The following is an 18,769-nucleotide window of genomic DNA, read 5'->3' on the forward strand; positions in this document are numbered from 1 at the left end:
TACGCGGCGTAGGCCTTGCTCAGTCGGCCCTGTGGCCAGTTGTGGGCGAGTTCGGCGTACTCCGGCGGCAACGGCGGCGCCGGCGGTAACAGTGGCACCAGAGGCGACGGCGGCACCGGAGGCAACGGCGGGCAGGGCGCGGCCAGCGGCGACCTTAGGGCAGGTGGAATGGGCGGCGCCGGCGGCACCGGTGGGTCCGCTGTCACCGGCGTCGGCGGCACCGGTGGCACCGGCGGCCAAGGCGGCACCGGTGGCGTCGGCGGTCAGGGCGGGACCGGCGGTCAAGGCGGCGCCACCGACAGCGGCGGCGGCGGCACCGGCGGCGGCGGGGGTCGAGGCGGCAACTCGACCGCGGGCGGCGGAGGTCAAGGCGGTAATGCGGGTCAAGGCGGCACCGCAACTACAAACGGCACGGCCGGCTTCGGCGGCACCGGCGGCCAGGGCGGTGATGGAGCACCGCGGCAAGCCGGGGGCGCCGGAGGCAATGGCGGCGCCGGTGGCGCCGCGACTGGCAACGCCAATGCCGGCGGGGGTGGATCCGGCGGCACGGGCGGCCACGGCGGCACCGGTGCCGATGGCGGCGCCGGCGGCAGCGGCGGGGCGGGTGGCGTCGCAGCTCTCAGCGGCCACTACGGCCACGGCGGAACCGGCGGGACCGGCGGTCTGGGAGGCAATGGTGGCAGCACCTCTGGCGATACCGGCGTTGGTGGCAATGGCGGCATCGGCGGCATGGGCGGTGGCGCCAGCGACAATGGCAACGGCGGCGCCGGTGGCAAGGGCGGCGGTGGCGGCAACGGAGCCTCGGGCGGAATCAGGACCGGCGCGGACGGCGGCAACGGCGGGGCGGGCGGCACCGGCGGCACCGTCAGCGGCATCGGCACCCCGGGTGCGGGTGGCGCCGGCGGATCTCGAGGCAGTGGGGGCACTGGCCTACCCCCTGGCGCGGACGGCGACGACGGTGCGCCGGGTTCTCCCGGACACCGGTCATGAGTGAAGCGCTACGTCCGCTAGCGCGTCAGAGTCGCCACCACGGGTTGAACCGCAGTGACGTTCCCGAATCAATTCGCTGGCCGGGCGTCGGCACGGCCACCTGAACGCCTTCGGGCTCAGCGGCTTTGAGCACTCGCTCCACCGGTTCGGCCCACGGATGCGGAGCCAGTCGGAAGGTGCCCCAGTGCACCGGCACCAGCAATCCCGAGCCGGAATCGGTGACGTCCAAGTGGGCCCGGACCGCATCCTCGGGATTCATGTGGATGTCCGGCCAGGCGGTGTTGTAGGCGCCGATCGGCAATAGCGTGAGGTCGAACGGTCCATGGTCGGCGCCGATCTCAGCGAAGCTCTTCGTGTAACCAGTGTCGCCGCCGAAGTACGCCCGGTGGGTCGGGCCGATGAACGCCCACGACGCCCACAGCGTGTTGTTGCGAGTGACAAACCGGCCCGAGAAGTGCCGCGCGGGCATGCACACCACCGTCAGTTCGTCGACTTGCGCACTTTGATGCCAGTCGAGTTCGACGATGCGTTCCTCGGGTATCCCCCACGATCGCAGATGCGCGCCCACCCCGAGCGGCACGAAAAACGGCGCCCGCTGCATGCGCGCCAAGGCCAGCACGGTGTCGATGTCCAAGTGGTCGTAGTGGTCGTGGCTGATCACCACCGCGTCAACCGCAGGCAAGCCCTCCAGTTGCACCGGCGGCGGGTGCAGTCGCCGCGGCCCGACCAGATCCGACGGCGAACAGCGGTCACTCCACACCGGGTCGGTCAGCACGCGGTAGCCGTCGATCTCCACCAGCGCCGTCGAGTGACCGAACCAACTAACGGCCAAGTCAGCGGGCTCACCTTGATAGATCGATGGCGACGCCAGCGGGATCGGTTTGGCGGGTAGGGTCGCGGCGCGACCTCCGATCATTTGCCACGCGATCTGCCGCAGTTCCTCGCGGTTCATCACATACATCGAACCGGGATCGATATTGACGAACACGCCGTCGCGGTAGTTCGGTGAGTCCTTTGCAACCGACTCAAAGGCGGCCGGGTCGGCACCGAGCGCGGCAGGCGCGCCGTGCAGCGCGCGCAGCAGCCAACCGCCCGCCGCCAATGACGCCGTACCACCAGCTAGTCGCAGCGCCCGGCGCATCATGAACGTTAGGCCCCCTGAAAGTTCGGCGGTCGCTTCTCGATGCGAGCGACCTGAGCCTCAATTACATCCTGGCTGGCCCAAGCTTTGTCGAAAAGCTCCTTGTGTTCCGGTTCCGGTTCCTCGATGGAACCGTCGTCGTTAAGTACCCGTTTGGCGTGCTGGATAGCCAGCGGCGCCAGGCCGGCGATTTCGGCACCCCACTCTTGGGCGTCCGCCAACGTCCCGATCCGGTTGGCCATTCCGGTGTGCAGGGCCGTCTCGGCGGTCAGCTTCTCGGCGGTCAGCAACATCGCCCGGGCCCGACCGTGACCGACCAGCGAGGACAGTCGGCGGATACTCCAATTGTCAAGTGCCAAGCCATATTTCGATGTCGGGAACTGAAAGAATGCATCCTGCGCGACCACCCGCAGGTCACACTGCATGGCCAACTGCAGGCCGGCACCGATCGCGGGACCGTTGATCGCGCCGATCACCGGGATCAACGTCGCGTCCATGACTCGGTGCAGCTCGACCAGACGGTCGGGATAGTCGGCAGCGAAGGCATCTCCGGAAAGGTCGGCTCCGGCGCAGAACGCGGTGCCCTGGCCGGTCAGAACGATCGCGCGAGTGGCGCCGTCACCGGCCTTCTCGAAGGCCTCCCGCAGCTCTTCGACCAGCTGGGAGTTCAGGGCGTTGCGACGCTCGGGGCGCTGCAACTCGATGGTCATCACGCCATCGTTTTGGGTAATACCGATCATCGGCCAAGCCTATATAGCCTCATCACTGTGAGCCGTATCACGACCGACGAACTGCGCGAAGCGGTACTCGACGACGGCTCTTTCGTCAGTTGGGACAGCGAACCGCTGCAGCTGCCGATCTCGGAAATGTATGAACGTGAGCTCGCCGACGCGCGCGCGGCCAGCGGCCGGGACGAATCCGTGTCGACGGGCGAGGGTCGCATTTTCGGCCGTCGAGTGGCCGTGGTGGTCTGCGACTTCAATTTCCTCGCCGGCTCGATCGGGGTGGCCGCCGCCGAGCGAATCACCGCCGCGGTGCAACGCGCAACGGCCGAGCGGCTGCCGCTACTGGCGTCGCCAAGTTCCGGGGGTACCCGTATGCAGGAGGGCACGGTTGCGTTTCTGCAGATGGTCAAGATCGCGGCGGCCGTCAGACTGCACCGGCAGGCGCATCTCCCCTACCTGGTCTACCTGCGCAATCCGACCACCGGTGGTGTCTTCGCCTCGTGGGGTTCGCTGGGGCACGTCACCCTCGCCGAACCGGGCGCATTGATCGGGTTTCTGGGGCCGCGGGTGTACGAGTTGCTCTACGGCGAGCCATTCCCATCCAATGTCCAGACGGCCGAGAACCTGCAGCGCTACGGCGTCATCGACGGCGTCGTCTCATTGGCCGAGTTGCGTACGACGCTGGATCGGGCGTTAACCGTGATCGCCGATTCCCCCGATCCGCCGCCGGCCCTCCAAGCCGCCGAATCGATCCCGGATGTGCCTGCCTGGGACTCGGTGCTGGCGTCGCGACGAGCGGACCGCCCAGACGTGCGATATGTGTTGCGCCACGGGGCTACTGATCGTGTGTTGCTGTCGGGTACCGGACGGGGCGAGGCGGCGACGACGCTACTGGCGCTAGCCCGGTTTGCGGGCCAGCCGGTGGTGGTTCTGGGCCAGCAGCGGGTGGAGGATGGCGGCGGGAACGCGGTCGGACCCGGTTCGTTGCGCGAGGCGCGGCGCGGCATGGCTCTGGCTGCCGAACTCCAGCTGCCTCTGGTGTTGGTGATCGACACCGCTGGGCCGGCGCTCTCGGCCGAAGCCGAGCAGGGCGGTCTGGCCGGCCAAATCGCCCAGTGTCTGGCCGAACTCGTCACGCTGGATACCCCGACGGTGTCCGTGCTGTTGGGCCAGGGCAGCGGCGGGCCGGCGCTGGCGATGGTGCCCGCCGATCGAGTGCTGGCCGCGCTGCACGGCTGGCTCGCGCCGTTGCCACCGGAAGGCGCCAGCGCGATTGTCTTCCGCGACACCGGACACGCACCCGAACTAGCTGCGGCACAAGGTATTCGATCGGCAGACTTGTTAGCGTCCGGGATCGTCGACGCGATCGTGCCCGAGCATCCCGACGCCGCAGACGAACCGGTCGAATTCTCCCGGCGGTTGGCTGTGGCTATCGCCGCCGAGGTACATGCGTTGCGCGGCATACCCGCTGCGCAACGCTTGGCGGCGCGGCTGCAGCGTTACCGGCGCATCGGATTGCCGACCTAGCCACCCTCTCGAGTTCCGCGACATATAACCCACGCACACGGCACGCGGCAGCGGCTGTGCGTGAGTTATCTCTCGATGGAACCGAACACGAGCCAATCGAGTCCAAGACCACGTGGACAAAATATTCATCGGCAGCGAAGCGCTGCGGCAAGGCACAGTGACCCCATACCAACTGCGGACCCACTTTCGCCCGATCTATCCCGACGTGTACCTCCCGCACCACGTCGAATCATCCCTACGCATCCGTTCGGAGGCGGCCTGGCTGTGGTCTCGCCGACGAGGTGTCCTCGCTGGGCTTGCCGCCGCGGCTCTGCACGGCTCGGACTGGATCGACGAAGACGAGCCCGTCGAATTGATCTGCGATAACCAGCATTGCCCCGCCGGCATTTCGACCAGCCGGCAGCATCTCGAGGACGACGAGATCACCCGCGTCGCGGGCCTACCGGTCACCACGCTGGTGCGCACGGGTTTCGACCTCGCGCGACGGTCCTCGCCCGGACAGGCGGTGGCCCGCTTGGACGCCCTGATGCGCGCGACGCGTTTCGATGTCAAAGATGTTCTGCTGCTTGCTGAACGCCACGCGGGTGCCCGCGGCCTACGTCAGCTGCGCGCTGTGCTGCCGCGCGTCGATGCGGGTGCCGCATCGCCCAGAGAGACGTCGCTGCGATTGCTGCTGGTCGATGCGGGCCTACCGGCGCCGGAAACCCAGATCCCGGTGTTGGTCAACTACCGGACGGTGGCGGTGCTCGACATGGGCTGGGAACGGCCGTCGAATACGACGGCGACCAACACCGGACTAGCCGCACACAATTCGTCCGGGACATTCGTCGATTGAAGATGCTGGAGGAGCTTGGCTGGATCATCATCCGGGTGGTCGCCGAGGACCGCCCAGAAGCTGTGCTCCGCGAGGTTCGGAAGGCACTTCGCAGCCGCGGATGCCGCGACATATAACTCACGCACACGACTCGCCGCAGCGGGTGTGCGTGAGTTATCTTTCGGCGCCGAGCCGAGCCGAGCCAGGCCCGGCCCGCACGGTGCCGCGCGTTTACCCGTCCAAGTACCGCTGGATCGTCGGGCCCAACCACTCGACCACCTCGTCATGGTCCATGTCGACGACGGGCGGCAACTGTAATACGAAGCGGCACAAGGCCAAACCCAGGATCTGAGTGGCGATCAAACCCGCTCGTCGCGCGGATTCCCCAGCCGGTACCCGCGCGGCGACCAGCGGCTGCAGCTGAGTTCCGAAGATCTCGCGCATCCGTTGCGCAGCTTCGGCATTGGTGGCGCTCGAGCGCAACAGGATCACCAGTGCGTCGTCGCGCTCCCAGCGCTGCAGAAAGTGCCCGACCAGCAGCCAGCCCAGCCGCTGACGGTCAGCTCCGGCGAAGTCGGGAAATTGCAGATTGAAGTCCGCGGCGGCGGCGAACAGTTGGTCCTTGTTGCCGAAATACCGCATCACCATTGCGGGATCCACTCCGGCGTCCGCGGCGATAGCCCGGATCGTTGCGGCCTGGAAGCCCGACGTCCCGAACCGTTCGCGCGCCGCGGACAGGATGACGGCTTTGGTTTCCGCCGACGTGCGTCTCATGTCAACAAGTGTAGGCCAACAACTGTTGACAAACCGCTCAAGCCGCGCGCAGGATGAGTATGTCAACAAGTGTTGACTAAGCGCTAGGAGAGAGGCCCCACCATGAAAGACACCGATGTCCTGGTCGTAGGCGCCGGACCCACTGGACTCACCCTGGCCGCAGCACTGCTCACCCAGGGCATCGACGCGACGGTGATCGACAGGCTGCCGGCGGGTGCCAACACCTCACGCGCGGCAGTCGTGAACGCGCGCAGCCTGGAGGTCCTCGAAGAACTCGACGTGTCTTGGCGTCTGGTCAAGGCCGGGCTCGTCGCGCCGCGATTCAGCATGCGCCAAGGCGCGCGCGTGCTCATCCCAGTCGACTTCAGTGGGCTCCCGACGGCCTACCCCTACTCGCTGATGATCTCCCAGGCCGACACCGAGCGGGTGTTGGAAGAACGGCTGAATGAGCTGGGCGCCAATGTTATTCGCCGCAAGCTCTTGCGCGGAGTTACCCAGGACGCCACTGGCGTCACGGCCGCCTTCGACGATGGCCAGACCATCCGTGCGGGCTACGTCGTCGGCGCGGACGGCATGTCCAGCACGGTGCGACGATTGGCCGGAATCGGTTTCGCGGGTGCAGAATTCGCCGAGTCGTTCATCCTTGCGGACGTGCAGGTAACCGGTGACGCCCCGGCAGACGAAGTAATCCTGTTCTACGGCAATGAGGGCCTAACTGTATTGGCACCGCTACCCGGTGGCGTTTACCGCATTGTGGCGCCGGTTGCCGACGCCCCCGAGACGCCGACCGCAGAATTCGTCCAACGACTGCTGGACACCCGGGGGTTCGGGCCGGGCCGAACTGTGGTTACCGAGTTGGCGTGGGGTTCGCGGTTCCGGATTCACCACCGCGTCGCCGACACCTACCGCGCCGGCCGGTTGCTACTGGCGGGCGACGCCGCCCACGTACACAGCCCGGCCGGTGGCCAGGGCATGAATCTCGGCCTCACTGACGCCGTCGCACTGGCCAACGCGCTTGACGAGGTCCTGCACGGCGGTTCGGATGCCACCCTGGACACCTACAGCGCGACGCAACGCGAACGGGCAAGTCACGTGCTGCAACTGACCGGCCGGCTGACGAAGATCTCGACGATGCCCCGGCCGTTGCGGCCGTTGCGCAATGCGGTGATGCACGTGGCCGCGCACTCTCCGGCGGTGCGCGAACGGCTGGCGTGGCGCCTAAGTGGCCTGGTCAACAGGTGAATAACGGCGCTCACATAGGATACATAGGCATATTTTATGCTAGCCTGCATCGGATACTACCGTGCATGAAAGATGTTGGCTTTATGACCCGACCGGGCACTGCGAAGGCGGCGCAAGCGACGGCGCGAGTGACAAAGCGTGGCGCGCACACCCGCAGTCGTCTAGTCACTGCGGCTATCGAGGTGTTCGCCGTAAAGGGCTACGAGCGAACGACGATTAAGGACGTATGCACGGCGGCGGGCTATACGCGTGGCGCGTTCTACTCCCACTTCGACAATCTGGAAGAACTGCTGTGGGTCGTCTACCACCAGTGGACAGCCCAGATCGCCGAGCAGATCCGCAGCGCGCTGGAAGCTGGCGATCCGCAGAACGACTTGCCCAGGATCGTCGGAAGCATCGTGGAAAAGCTGGTGCGCGAACGCGACTGGCTCTTGATCAAGGCCGACTTACTCTCCGTTGCCGCGCGCAACCCGGAATTGGCCCACCGCTGGGCGATTCACCGCGACAAACTGCTCATCGTCATCGAAGAGCTGCTGGCTTCCAGCGGCGTCGAGCTGGACACGCCGATCGGCACAATCAGCGATACTGCCCGCGCGATCATGGCGTTGTACGACGGACTCGGCACCCAGTTGCTCCTGGAACGGGAAGAGGATGCCCGCGCCTGGGCAACAAAGCTGCTCACCGTGCTACTGCCGGTCCACGGTACGGCTTGAGGAGAACGGTTTAGCAGGTCACACCTCTACGACATTCTGATGCCAATGTGGCTCGTCGCGTATCCGATGTGGCAATGTATCGGTTAAGAGCGAATCGGAGGAGGCAAACAAGTGCCGGCAGCAACCACCGCAGCCAAGCCACCGCGAGTAACCAAGCGGCGCGCGGAAACTCGCGCCCGGCTCGTCGACGCTGCGTTTCGAGTGTTTGCCGAGAAGGGTTATGGCCAAGTAACCATCGAGGACGTTTGCGAGGCAGCCGGCTACACACGCGGCGCTTTCTACTCGCAATTCGAAAGCCTAGAGGAGCTGTTCTTCCTGCTCTACGACCGGTGGGCGGCGCGGACTGCCGAGCAGGTGCAGGCCGCCATGGAGGGCGGTGACGCCCTCTCCGATCTGCCCGGAGTCGTCGAGCGCATCGTGGACAGCCTGCTACTGGACCGCGAGTGGTTGCTCATCAAATTCGACTTCCTGCTGTATGCGGCGCGCAATCCGGAGCTTGCGCACCGGTGGGGGGTCCACCGCGCCCAGTTGCGCGAAGTCATCGAGGAGCGGCTGATCGCCAGCGGCATCGAGTTCCACAAGTCCCTCCAAACCGTGACGGACACCGCCCGCGCGATCATCGCCGCCTACGACGGGGTCACGGTCCAACTGCTGCTCGACAGCGACCAGACCGCTGCGCGCGCCTGGCTCACCCAACTACTCAATGTTGTTCTGACACACTGATATTCGGGGTTAGCTCGCAGAAAGGCTGTCGTATGGACGCTGATGTCATCGTGATCGGTGCGGGCCTGGCCGGTTTGGTGGCTACCCACGAACTGACCCGCCGCGGCAAAAAGGTTGCCGTGGTGGATCAGGAGAACGAGGCCAACTTGGGTGGCCAAGCGTTCTGGTCCTTCGGCGGGCTGTTCCTGGTCGACACGCCCGAGCAGCGCGTGCTCAAGATCAAGGATTCGTTGGAGTTGGCGTGGGGAGATTGGTCGGGCAGCGCGGCATTCGACCGTCTCGACGACGAAGACGTGTGGGCGGCCAAGTGGGCACGCGCTTATGTGGAGTTCGCCGCCGGTGAGAAGCGCTCCTACCTGACCGACCTCGGCGTCAAGTTCATGCCCACCGTGGGGTGGGCCGAACGCGGCGATCTGCGTGCCGACGGGCACGGCAACTCGGTTCCGCGTTTCCATATCGCGTGGGGCACCGGCACCGGAGTCGTTGAGCCGTTTGTGAATTCGGCCCTGCAGGCGGCAAAAGACGGGCTGGTTACCTTCTATCACCGCCACCGGGTGGATGAGTTGGTCTTCACCGATGGCGCGGTCACCGGCATCAAGGGCGCGGTGCTGGCACCCGACACCGCGGTGCGCGGCGCGCCCTCCAACCGCGACGTGACGGGTGAGTTCGAGCTGTCGGCGCAGGCGGTGATCATCACCACCGGTGGGATCGGCGGCAACCACGAGATGGTCCGCCGCTACTGGCCAGAACGGATGGGCACTCCGCCGTCGTCGATGATCACCGGGGTTCCCGAGTACGTCGACGGGCGCATGCTAGACATCGCCAACGCCAGCGGCGTCCGCCTGGTCAACCGCGACCGGATGTGGCACTACACCGAAGGCGTCAACAACTGGGATCCGATCTGGCCCAAGCACGCAATCCGGATCATCCCCGGTCCATCGTCGATGTGGTTCGACGCGCTGGGCCGGCGCCTGCCCGCTCCTTTCCTGCCCGGCTACGACACCTTGGGCACGCTGAAGCATCTGCGTACCGATCCCGAAATCGCGAAATACGACTACTCCTGGTACATCCTGACCCAGAAGATCATCAAGAAGGAGTTCGCACTGTCGGGCTCCGAACAGAACCCCGACATCACTGGCAAGAGCCTCATGCGCGTTCTGCAGCAACGGTTCTTCAACAAGGACGCCACCGCCCCGGTCGAGGCATTCAAGACCCACGGCGTCGACTTCGTCATCGCCGATACCCTCGAAGACCTCGTCGCCAAGATGAACGCCCTCACTGAGGAACCGCTGCTGGATCCGGCCGGGATCCGCGCCCAGATCGAGTCCCGGGATCTGCAGATGGCCAACCCGTTCTGTAAGGACGTTCAGGTCCAAGGCATCCGGAACGCGCGGCGCGCGCTCGGTGACCGCCTTGGCCGAGTCGCCACTCCACACCGCATCCTGGACCCCAAAGCAGGTCCGCTGATCGCGGCAAGGCTGCATGTGTTGACGCGAAAAACATTGGGCGGCATACAAACTGACTTGTCGTCGCGCGCCATCGGCAATGACGGCGAGCCGATCCCCGGCCTGTATTCGGCAGGCGAGGTGGCCGGTTTCGGCGGTGGTGGCGTGCACGGGTACAACGCCCTGGAAGGGACCTTTTTAGGCGGCTGCATCTTCTCCGGCCGGGCCGCGGGCCGCGGGGCTGCCGACGATCTCTGAGTCACGCGGGCAGTCCGGAGTCACCCCGGGCAGGTGAGCCTCCCACCGCCGTAGCCCTCCATCGGGCAAGATGGGCGCATGGACACTGGTGTGAACTCACCTCGAGTCTTGGTCGTCGACGACGACTCCGATGTGCTCGCCTCGCTGGAACGCGGACTACGACTGTCCGGGTTCGAGGTGTCTACCGCGGTTGACGGCGCCGAAGCTCTGCGCAGCGCCACCGAGACCCGGCCCGACGCGATTGTGCTCGACATCAACATGCCCGTGCTGGACGGCGTCAGCGTCGTCACCGCCCTGCGCGCCATGGATAACGACGTGCCGGTCTGTGTTCTGAGCGCACGCAGTTCGGTAGACGACCGGGTCGCCGGCCTAGAAGCCGGTGCAGACGACTACCTGGTCAAGCCATTCGTGCTGGCCGAGTTGGTGGCGCGGGTGCGTGCCCTGCTGCGCCGCCGCGGCGCCACCGCGACGTCGTCGTCGGAAACCATCACGGTGGGCCCGCTGGAAGTGGACATCCCCGGTCGCCGGGCCCGGGTCAACGGCGTCGACGTCGACCTGACCAAGCGAGAGTTCGACCTGCTCGCCGTGCTCGCCGAGCACAAGACGGCCGTGCTGTCGCGCGCCCAGCTGCTCGAGCTGGTGTGGGGCTACGACTTCGCTGCCGACACCAACGTCGTCGACGTCTTCATCGGCTACCTGCGGCGCAAGCTGGAGGCCAACGGCGGCCCGCGGCTGCTGCACACCGTGCGCGGAGTCGGGTTTGTGCTCAGGATGCAGTAAGTGAACATCCTGGCGCGAATTTTCGCCCGCACGCCGTCGTTGCGGACTCGGGTGGTGGTCGCGACGGTCATCGGCGCCGCGATACCGGTGCTCATCGTGGGCGTCGTGGTGTGGGTCGGCATCACCAAGGACCGCAAGGAACGTCTGGACCGCAGGCTGGATGAGGCCGCAGGCTTCGCGATCCCCTTCGTCCCCCGCGGCCTTGATGAGATTCCGCGCTCCCCCAACGATCAGGACGCCCTGATCACGGTCCGCCGCGACAACATCATCAAGTCGAACTCCGACATCAACCTGCCCAAGCTGCAGGCCGACTACGCCGACACCTTCATTCGCGGGGTCCGCTATCGGGTACGCACGGTCGAGATCCCGGGTCCCGAACCGACCTCGCTGGCCGTCGGCGCGACATACGACGCGACGTACGCCGAGACCAACAATCTGCATCGCCGAGTGCTGCTGATCTGTGCGTTCGCCATCAGCGCGGCGGCCGTATTCGCCTGGCTGCTGGCCGCGTTCGCGGTGCGACCGTTCAAACAGCTCGCCGAACAGACCCGGTCGATCGACGCGGGCGACGAGGCACCCCGGGTCGAAGTGCACGGGGCCAGCGAAGCCGTCGAGATCGCCGAGGCCATCCGGGGCATGCTGCAACGAATCTGGAACGAGCAGAACCGAACGCAGGAGGCGCTGGCCTCGGCCCGCGACTTCGCTGCGGTCTCCTCGCACGAGTTGCGCACTCCTCTGACCGCGATGCGCACCAACCTCGAGGTGTTGTCCACCCTGGATCTGCCCGACGACCAGCGCAAAGAAGTACTCAACGACGTCATCCGCACCCAGTCGCGGATCGAGGCAACCCTGAGCGCGTTGGAGCGGTTAGCCCAGGGCGAATTGTCCACCTTTGACGATCACGTGCCGGTCGACATCACCGATCTCCTTGACCGTGCCGCCCACGACGCCACTCGCAGCTACCCGGACCTCGACGTCTCGTTGGCGCCGTCGCCGACGTGCATCATCGTGGGCATGCCGGCGGGGTTGCGTCTGGCCGTCGACAATGCCATCGCCAACGCGGTCAAGCACGGCGGTGCCACCCACGTGCAGTTGTCCGCGGTCAGCTCGCGGGCCGGAGTGGAGATCGCCGTTGACGACGACGGCAGCGGCGTTCCCGAGGAAGAACGCCAGGTGGTTTTCGAGCGGTTCTCCCGGGGCTCGACGGCCTCGCATTCCGGCTCCGGTCTGGGGCTGGCGCTGGTCGCCCAACAGGCCCAACTACATGGCGGGACCGCGTCTTTGGAGAACAGTCCGTTGGGTGGGGCGCGGCTAATTTTGCGCCTGCCGGGCCCGAGCTAGCGCTTAGGTCTTTCGCGCGCTTTTGCTCCAAGGCGTGAAGAATGCCTTCGCGGCGAGCTCTTCGTTCTCGAACCAGACCTGGGCCGCGATCTCGTCGTAGTTCGCATCGCCGGGTGTGTAGAAGAGCCGGGTATCCATGCGGCCCTTCACAATCCACCCCTCCGGTCCGCTACCGTCGGGTTCGGCTCGCATCGAGCCCGGACCGAACGGCGCGTACGGCTGCAACGGGACGGCGGGCGGAGCATCAGCACTTACTGGAATCTCTTGCGTGGCAACATCTTTTGAGGGTGGCAGCCGTTTGGTGGGCGGACCTTTGGGTCTCGGTCGGGGCTTGGCCCCCGGGGCGGGCCGCTTGGCCGGCCTTTTCCTGGCGAGCGGAATCCGCTCCGTCGCAGCGTCTTTGACGATCGGGATCCGTTCCGTTGGATGCTCGGAAGCAACCGGAATCCGTTCCGTCACCGCATCTTTAGCGACCGGCCTGCGTTTCTTCGGAGGCGCCTTGGATACCTTTCGTGCCGGTCCGGACGGGGGCGCCGCGGGTGTTTTCTTCGTCGGTGCCTCGGCGATGGGTGCCTTCATCGCCGGCGGCTTGGGCGCGGGCGGCTTCGGCGCGGGTGGCTTCGGCGCGGGGGCCAGTTCGGCGAACACCCACGCCGGCATCTGAGTCTTAGCCGGTCGTGCCATCGACGTGAAGGTCAAGACCATCCCCAGCCCGAATGACAGCGCGGCCAACCACCAGTGCACGTGGTCCATCACCGCGTCACTCCGATTCCAGGCCACTGCGACGGGGGTCCCGGCCATTGCCGCTGCGCAGGTTCGGCTTCGGTGGCTTCGAGCTCGGCAGGCTCAGGCTCGGCAGGGTCGGGCTCGGCAGGCTCGGGCTCGGCAGGCTCAGGCTCGGCAGGCTCGGGCTCGGCAGGCTCTGCTTCCGCGGACTCGGCAGGCTCAGGCTCGGCAGGCTCTGATTCCGCGGACTCAGCGGGCTCTGATTCCGCGGGCTCTGATTGCGGCTCGGAAGCTGTCTCGACGGGAAGCTCAACCGTCTCAGGCTCTGCTGCCTCGACGGGCTCGGGCGCGGGCGCGGGCTGCGCCTTGGCCTCAGGCTCGGCCGGCCTCGTCCTGATCATCAGCGCGACAATCCCGTAGGCGACACCCGACCCCGCAGCGAAGGCCGCCAAGTAGACCAGCCACTGGATCAAAAAGCCCATGCCCGCCCCCTAGCTGACCACGAGCTCGGCGCGACGGTTCTTGGCGCGGCCTTCGGCCGTGTCGTTGCTGGCAATCGGGTTGGCCGAACCCAGACCCTTTGCTGTCACCCGGTCGCGGGGCACGCCGTTGGCGATGATGTATTCGGCGACCGTCGTGGCCCGCTGGACGCTTAGCGGAATGTTGATAGCTTCGCTGCCGCTGTTGTCGGTGTACCCGTTGACGGTGACGCGGGCGTTCGGGCATGCCTTGAGGGTGTCGGCCACCTGGATCAGGATGCGGGTGTCGTCGGGGGTCAGACTCACGCCGTCCTCGCCGAAGCCCAGGGGACCTCCCGTCAGCTTGGCGATGTTTGCTTGCAGGTCCTTGCACGCACCGGCTCCCGGTGCGGGCGCAGGCGCAGGCGCTGGCGGTGGCGCGCTTGGTGTGATCTGGCCTCGGGCCGCAATCTTGTTGCTGAGAACGACTCCCGGCCACGCACTGGCCGCCGCACGTTCCACCGCGTCTTTCTGTTCGGGCGTCGGCGCGGTCCCGCTCAAGGTGACGGTGTCTTTCTCGACCTTGAGAGCGAAATCGGGAATCGGCATGCCAGCGGAAAAGACGGGTTCCGCGTTGGCGAAATCGAGACTGTGCACGAGCGGATCGATACGGATCTGATCGACGACATTGACCCCCGGGGTGATCAACGACTTGAGCGAGCTCAGCAACGCCGCTTTGGCGGCGTCGTCGGGGAAATCGCCGATCAGCGTGATGCTGTTACCCGTGCGGCTGACCGACAGCAGTGCCAGTGCCGGACCGCTGGGCGTGGTGGGCACACCGCCCACCGGCGCGGTCAGGGTAGGCAATTCGCCGGTTGGCCCGTTGACGCCCATTGGTCGCTCATAGGCGCCGTAACCGATCATGGCCAGCAGAAACGGGATGGCAAGCAGGCCGATCAACCAGGGACGGCCGAGTGGCTGACGATGGAATTTCGGGGTCAGCTGAGCCTGGTTGATCTGTCGGGAGGGCGCGGGCGCTTCAGCCACCCCCACTTCTGGACCCACCGTCGCTCCTCACTTGCGTTTACAGGCGATATGCAGCCTACCGAGTCAACAGCGATCCCAACGTGAGCAAGACGGATTGTGGGGCAGACTGTAGCGATGGCCGATGGAGCGGGAGCGATGGACAGCGAGACGCTGGCGCGTATCCGGGAACTGGTGGCTCAGGAGAAATCGCTGCGGGCTCAGCTGCAAAAGGGTGGGATCTCCACGTCCGACGAGCATGAGCGGCTGCAGCGCGTAGAAGTCGAACTCGATCAATGCTGGGACCTGCTGCGGCAGCGGCGGGCGCTGCGCGAAACCGGTGGCGACCCGAACGAAGCCGCGGTGCGGCCGGCTGACGAGGTCGAGGGTTACCTCGGTTAGCGGCTACGACGTCGTCGTGGTCGGCGGCGGCCACAACGGCCTGGTTGCCGCCGCCTACCTCGCGCGGGCCGGGCTGCGGGTGCGGTTGCTGGAACGGCTGCCACAAATCGGGGGCGCCACCATATCGGCGCAACTCTTCGAGGGTGTGGACGTCCGCCTGTCGCGCTACTCGTACCTGGTCAGCTTGCTGCCGTCGCGCATCCTCGAAGACTTGGGCGCCCAGGTCCAGCTGGCTAAACGGCCCTACGCGTCGTACACGCCGGATCCCGCTACCGCCGGGCGCACCGGTCTGCTGGCGGGATCGACCTTCGCCTCGATCGGCGCGACCGCCGACGCCCACCGCTTCGACGAGTTCTACCGCCGGTGTGGGCTGGTGACTCGACCGCTGTGGCCGACCCTGCTCGAACCGCTGCGCACCCGCGAACAGGCTCGGGCGCTCGTGCTGGCCGGCGGTGACCCAGCCGCCGCGGCCGCTTGGACTGCGATGGTCGACAAACCGATCGGGCAGGCCATCACCGAGGCTGTCGACAACGATCTGGTGCGCGGGGTCATCGCAACCGACGCACTCGTCGGCACCTTTGCGCGCCTCGACGACCCGTCGCTGCTACAGAACATTTGCTTTCTTTATCACCTGATCGGTGGCGGGACGGGCGACTGGAACGTCCCCATCGGCGGAATGGGTGCGGTGTCATCCGCACTGGCGGCTGCCGCGGTCCGTCATGGCGCCGAAATCACTACTGACGCAGAGGTTTTCGCGATCAGCCCGGACGGCGAAGTGCGCTACCGCGGCCACGGTGACGAACATTCGGTGCGCGGCCGGTTTGTGTTGTCCGGCGTCGGACCGGCGGTTCTGGCCGAGCTGCTCGGCGATCCGCCCCGGGCGGTGGCGCCGGGCCCGCAGGTCAAGGTCAACATGGTGCTGCGGCGTCTGCCGCGGCTACGGGACGAGCACGTCAGGCCGGAGCAGGCGTTTGCCGGCACCTTCCACGTCAACGAGACCTGGAGCCAATTGGATGCCGCGTACCTGAGTGCGGTGGGCGGACGGTTGCCCGATCCACTGCCCTGTGAGGCCTATTGTCATTCACTTACCGACCCAAGCATCGTGTCGCCGGAGTTGCCCGGTGTCCAGACGATGACGGTGTTCGGCTTTCACACGCCGCATTCGATATTCGGCCGAGCCGATCCCGCCGCGTTGCGCGCGCAGCTCACCGACGCGGTCCTTGCGTCGTTGAATTCCGTTCTGGCCGAACCGATTCAGGATGTGTTGTGGCCCGACGCGCACGGCCGTCCCTGCTTGGAGACGACGACCACACTGGACTTGGAGCAGCGGCTGGGGATGCGCGCGGGCAACATCTTCCACGGTGCGTTGTCCTGGCCGTTCGCCGAGGACGGCGAGGCACTGGACACTCCCGCCCGGCAGTGGGGCGTGGCCACCGAACACGACCGGATCATGCTGTGCGGGTCGGGCGCCCGCCGTGGCGGAGCGGTTTCGGGCATCGGCGGGCACAACGCCGCCATGGCGGTGCTGGCGAGCTTGGCGCGAACAGACGGGGGAAACTAGCGCCCGTCGATGGCGACGTAGTCGCGCTCGGTGTAGCCGGTGTAGATCTGGCGCGGGCGGCCGATCTTGCTGTCGGCGTCGTCGTGCATCTCACGCCAGTGCGCGATCCAGCCGGGCAGCCGTCCCAGCGCGAACAGCACGGTGAACATGCGGACCGGGAAGCCCAGCGCCCGGTAGATCAGACCGGTGTAGAAGTCGACGTTCGGGTACAGCTTGCGCTCGACGAAGTAGTCGTCGGTCAACGCCGCCTCTTCGAGCTGCTTGGCGATGTCCAGCAACGGGTCGCCGCCGAGCTTGGCCAGAATCTTGTCCGCCTGCTCTTTGACGATGCGGGCGCGCGGGTCGTAGTTCTTGTAGACGCGGTGGCCGAAGCCCATCAGCTTCACGCCCTCTTCACGGTTCTTCACCTTGCGGACGAATTCGCCGACGTCGTCGCCGCTCTGACGGATCTCCTCGAGCATCTCGAGCACCGCCTGGTTCGCACCGCCGTGCAGGGGGCCCCACAGCGCGTTGATACCGCCGGAGATCGAGGTGAACAGGTTGGCCCGCGACGAGCCGACCAGCCGCACCGTCGAGGTCGAACAGTTCTGCTCGTGGTCGGCGTGCAGGATGAACAGCATGTCCAGCGCGCGGACCACCTCGGGGTCGGCCTGGTAAGGCTCGGCGGGGAAGCCGAACGTCATCCGCAGGAAGTTCTCTACCAGCGTGAGCGAGTTGTCCGGGTAGAGGAACGGCTGGCCAACCGACTTCTTGTAGGCGTAGGCGGCGATGGTGGGCAGCTTGGCCAGCAGCCGGATGGTGGACAGCTCGACCTGGCTGTTGTCCATCGGGTCCAGCGCGTCCTGGTAGTACGCCGACAAGGCGTTGACCACGCTGGACAGCACCGGCATCGGGTGGGCGTTGCGCGGAAAGCCGTCGAAGAACCGCTTGAGGTCTTCGTGCAGCATGGTGTGACGCTGGATCTTGCCGGTGAATTCGGCCAGTTGGTCGGTGGTGGGCAGCTCGCCGTAGATCAGCAGGTAGGAAACCTCGATGAAGGTCGACTTCTCCGCCAACTGATCGATCGGGATGCCGCGGTAGCGCAGGATCCCGGCGTCGCCGTCGATGTAGGTGATGGAGCTCTTGCACGCGGCGGTGTTGACGAAGCCGTTGTCGAAGGTCGTGTGGCCGGTCTTGGACAGCAGCGGACCCAGCGCAATGCCGTCGGCACCTTCGGTGGCGTGGACAACTTTCAGGTCGATCTCGCCCCCCGGGTACTTCAGAGTTGCGGTGTCGTCGGTGTCGCCCACGAGAACCCCTTTGCGCTCAGGCTGATATGGCTGCCCGCCCTAGGTGCACTAGGAGCGTCATAGGTGAAGGTAGTCGTTATCGCGATGGCGTGCCTGCCCGGGGTCGGGTCTGCAGGTCCAGCGCGGCGCGGAGCTAGGACCGCCGCCCCTCGCGACGGTCACGCCAGCGTGACATTCGACGTCGAACGTCACACCAGTGCGGCGTTCGCACCCTCCACCGACCCAGCTAAGCCAAGGTCACGCGAGTCCAAGAAGGGACGTCAAGCCGGACTCGACGATCGACCAAAATAGTGCATTCGCAAATGCAGCGACAAGCAGGAATCCGGCGGGTGCATATAAGGGGAATGCCAGCGCTGCCGGCAGGAACGGCACGAAGTTGTAAAGCAACCCGACATATCCGACCGCCGCAGCCAACAGCGCGAGGCTAGACCCGAGCCTGAACGCGTCCAGCCCCTCCATCAAGTTGAGAGCTAGGGTGTTGACGCCCTCCGCGCTGGCATACGACGTCGCGTTGGTCGCCAAATTCTGGACAAACTGATCCTGGTATGTCGCGGCACTCCCGGCCGCCGTCAGGTAGTCCTGGGCATGCCCGGAAAACAGGTGGGCGATGCTCGTCGACACTTCGTCTGCGGCCGCCGGCGCTACCGACAGGACCGACGGGGACACCGCCAAGTGCGCCGCATCGATCGTCGATGCGATCTTCTCCAAGTCCGCCGCGGCCGCGGTTAGCAGCTCCGGTGTAACACTTAGCTGAGACATATCTCTTGCACCCCGTTTTGACGTGAACCTCCGACACCTCGAGCTTCACCCCGATGAAGCGCCCGGGCACAAGTACCC

The 18,769-nt window shown here is 66.2% G+C and carries 18 protein-coding genes and 1 pseudogene; 11 read left to right on the plus strand and 8 right to left on the minus strand.

What is annotated here, in order from left to right; genetic code table 11:
- The first annotated feature begins 15 nt into the window (after positions 1–15).
- Positions 16–990 (plus strand): hypothetical protein, encoded by a 975-nt coding sequence (locus A5634_RS29975; RefSeq protein WP_216638748.1) that lies wholly within the window; start codon positions 16–18, stop codon positions 988–990.
- A 25-nt stretch (positions 991–1,015) separates the two neighbouring features.
- Here A5634_RS29975 and A5634_RS17595 read toward each other — a convergent pair whose 3' ends face one another.
- Together A5634_RS17595 and A5634_RS17600 are read right to left on the minus strand one after the other, a co-directional pair.
- Positions 1,016–2,134 (minus strand): MBL fold metallo-hydrolase, encoded by a 1,119-nt coding sequence (locus A5634_RS17595; protein ID WP_155769595.1) that lies wholly within the window; start codon positions 2,132–2,134, stop codon positions 1,016–1,018.
- A 5-nt stretch (positions 2,135–2,139) separates the two neighbouring features.
- The gene (locus A5634_RS17600; RefSeq protein ID WP_065145316.1) at positions 2,140–2,871 is read right to left on the minus strand and encodes an enoyl-CoA hydratase; all 732 of its coding nucleotides are present in this window, start codon (positions 2,869–2,871) and stop codon (positions 2,140–2,142) included.
- 27 nt (positions 2,872–2,898) lie between these two features.
- On the opposite strand from A5634_RS17600, the gene A5634_RS17605 reads away from it, so the two are divergent.
- Both A5634_RS17605 and A5634_RS17610 read left to right on the plus strand, forming a co-directional pair.
- A complete protein-coding gene (locus tag A5634_RS17605) occupies positions 2,899–4,383 on the plus strand; it encodes an acetyl-coenzyme A carboxylase carboxyl transferase subunits beta/alpha (protein WP_065145317.1) in 1,485 nt (494 codons plus the stop codon).
- Between the two features lie 112 nt (positions 4,384–4,495).
- A pseudogene (locus tag A5634_RS17610) lies at positions 4,496–5,334 on the plus strand (endonuclease domain-containing protein).
- A 94-nt stretch (positions 5,335–5,428) separates the two neighbouring features.
- On the opposite strand, the gene A5634_RS17615 reads toward A5634_RS17610, so the two are convergent.
- Positions 5,429–5,971 carry a TetR/AcrR family transcriptional regulator gene (locus tag A5634_RS17615; protein ID WP_065145318.1) on the minus strand — a complete coding sequence of 181 codons (543 nt, stop codon included), beginning with the start codon at positions 5,969–5,971 and terminating at the stop codon, positions 5,429–5,431.
- Positions 5,972–6,073: 102 nt separating this feature from the next.
- Between A5634_RS17615 and A5634_RS17620 the strand changes: the two genes are divergently transcribed.
- From A5634_RS17620 to A5634_RS17645, 6 genes are all read left to right on the plus strand, one after another.
- Positions 6,074–7,213: an FAD-dependent monooxygenase gene (locus A5634_RS17620; protein WP_065145319.1), complete on the plus strand. Its 1,140-nt coding sequence runs from the start codon at positions 6,074–6,076 to the stop codon at positions 7,211–7,213.
- Between the two features lie 65 nt (positions 7,214–7,278).
- Entirely contained in the window at positions 7,279–7,926 is a 648-nt protein-coding gene (locus tag A5634_RS17625) for a TetR/AcrR family transcriptional regulator (protein ID WP_253861707.1), read from the plus strand.
- A gap of 111 nt (positions 7,927–8,037) precedes the next feature.
- A complete protein-coding gene (locus tag A5634_RS17630; RefSeq protein WP_065145321.1) occupies positions 8,038–8,649 on the plus strand; it encodes a TetR/AcrR family transcriptional regulator in 612 nt (203 codons plus the stop codon).
- Positions 8,650–8,681: 32 nt separating this feature from the next.
- Positions 8,682–10,352, plus strand: coding sequence for an FAD-binding dehydrogenase (locus A5634_RS17635; protein ID WP_065145322.1), 1,671 nt, complete (start codon positions 8,682–8,684; stop codon positions 10,350–10,352).
- Positions 10,353–10,430: 78 nt separating this feature from the next.
- Positions 10,431–11,132 (plus strand): two-component system response regulator PrrA, encoded by a 702-nt coding sequence (gene prrA / locus A5634_RS17640; protein ID WP_036364553.1) that lies wholly within the window; start codon positions 10,431–10,433, stop codon positions 11,130–11,132.
- Positions 11,133–12,473, plus strand: a complete 1,341-nt coding sequence (locus A5634_RS17645; RefSeq protein WP_065145323.1) for a HAMP domain-containing sensor histidine kinase — start codon at positions 11,133–11,135, stop codon at positions 12,471–12,473.
- 3 nt (positions 12,474–12,476) lie between these two features.
- On the opposite strand, the gene arfC is transcribed toward A5634_RS17645, so the two are convergent.
- The 3 genes from arfC to arfA are packed head-to-tail and all read right to left on the minus strand — an operon-like array spanning position 12,477 to position 14,722.
- The gene (gene arfC, locus A5634_RS27515) at positions 12,477–13,226 is read right to left on the minus strand and encodes a channel accessory protein ArfC, sunset domain variant (RefSeq protein ID WP_081290503.1); all 750 of its coding nucleotides are present in this window, start codon (positions 13,224–13,226) and stop codon (positions 12,477–12,479) included.
- Entirely contained in the window at positions 13,226–13,681 is a 456-nt protein-coding gene (arfB, locus tag A5634_RS17660; RefSeq protein WP_065145326.1) for a channel accessory protein ArfB, read from the minus strand. The genes arfC and arfB overlap by 1 nt, the downstream gene beginning before the upstream one ends.
- Before the next feature lie 9 nt (positions 13,682–13,690).
- A complete protein-coding gene (arfA, locus tag A5634_RS17665) occupies positions 13,691–14,722 on the minus strand; it encodes a channel-forming protein ArfA/OmpATb (protein WP_065145327.1) in 1,032 nt (343 codons plus the stop codon).
- Between the two features lie 96 nt (positions 14,723–14,818).
- On the opposite strand from arfA, the gene A5634_RS17670 reads away from it, so the two are divergent.
- Together A5634_RS17670 and A5634_RS17675 are read left to right on the plus strand one after the other, a co-directional pair.
- Positions 14,819–15,082, plus strand: a complete 264-nt coding sequence (locus tag A5634_RS17670; RefSeq protein WP_065145348.1) for a DUF2630 family protein — start codon at positions 14,819–14,821, stop codon at positions 15,080–15,082.
- Entirely contained in the window at positions 15,054–16,643 is a 1,590-nt protein-coding gene (locus A5634_RS17675; RefSeq protein WP_065145349.1) for a phytoene desaturase family protein, read from the plus strand. The genes A5634_RS17670 and A5634_RS17675 overlap by 29 nt, the downstream gene beginning before the upstream one ends.
- Here the strand turns inward: A5634_RS17675 and A5634_RS17680 are convergent.
- Entirely contained in the window at positions 16,640–17,932 is a 1,293-nt protein-coding gene (locus A5634_RS17680) for a citrate synthase (RefSeq protein ID WP_065145328.1), read from the minus strand. The genes A5634_RS17675 and A5634_RS17680 overlap by 4 nt on opposite strands.
- Positions 17,933–18,169: 237 nt before the next feature.
- Positions 18,170–18,691: a PE family protein gene (locus tag A5634_RS17685; RefSeq protein ID WP_065145329.1), complete on the minus strand. Its 522-nt coding sequence runs from the start codon at positions 18,689–18,691 to the stop codon at positions 18,170–18,172.
- Positions 18,692–18,769 lie beyond the last annotated feature (78 nt).

Origin of the sequence: Mycobacterium asiaticum (genome assembly GCF_001673365.1) — a bacterium.
Taxonomy (GTDB): Bacteria; Actinomycetota; Actinomycetes; order Mycobacteriales; family Mycobacteriaceae; genus Mycobacterium; species Mycobacterium asiaticum_A.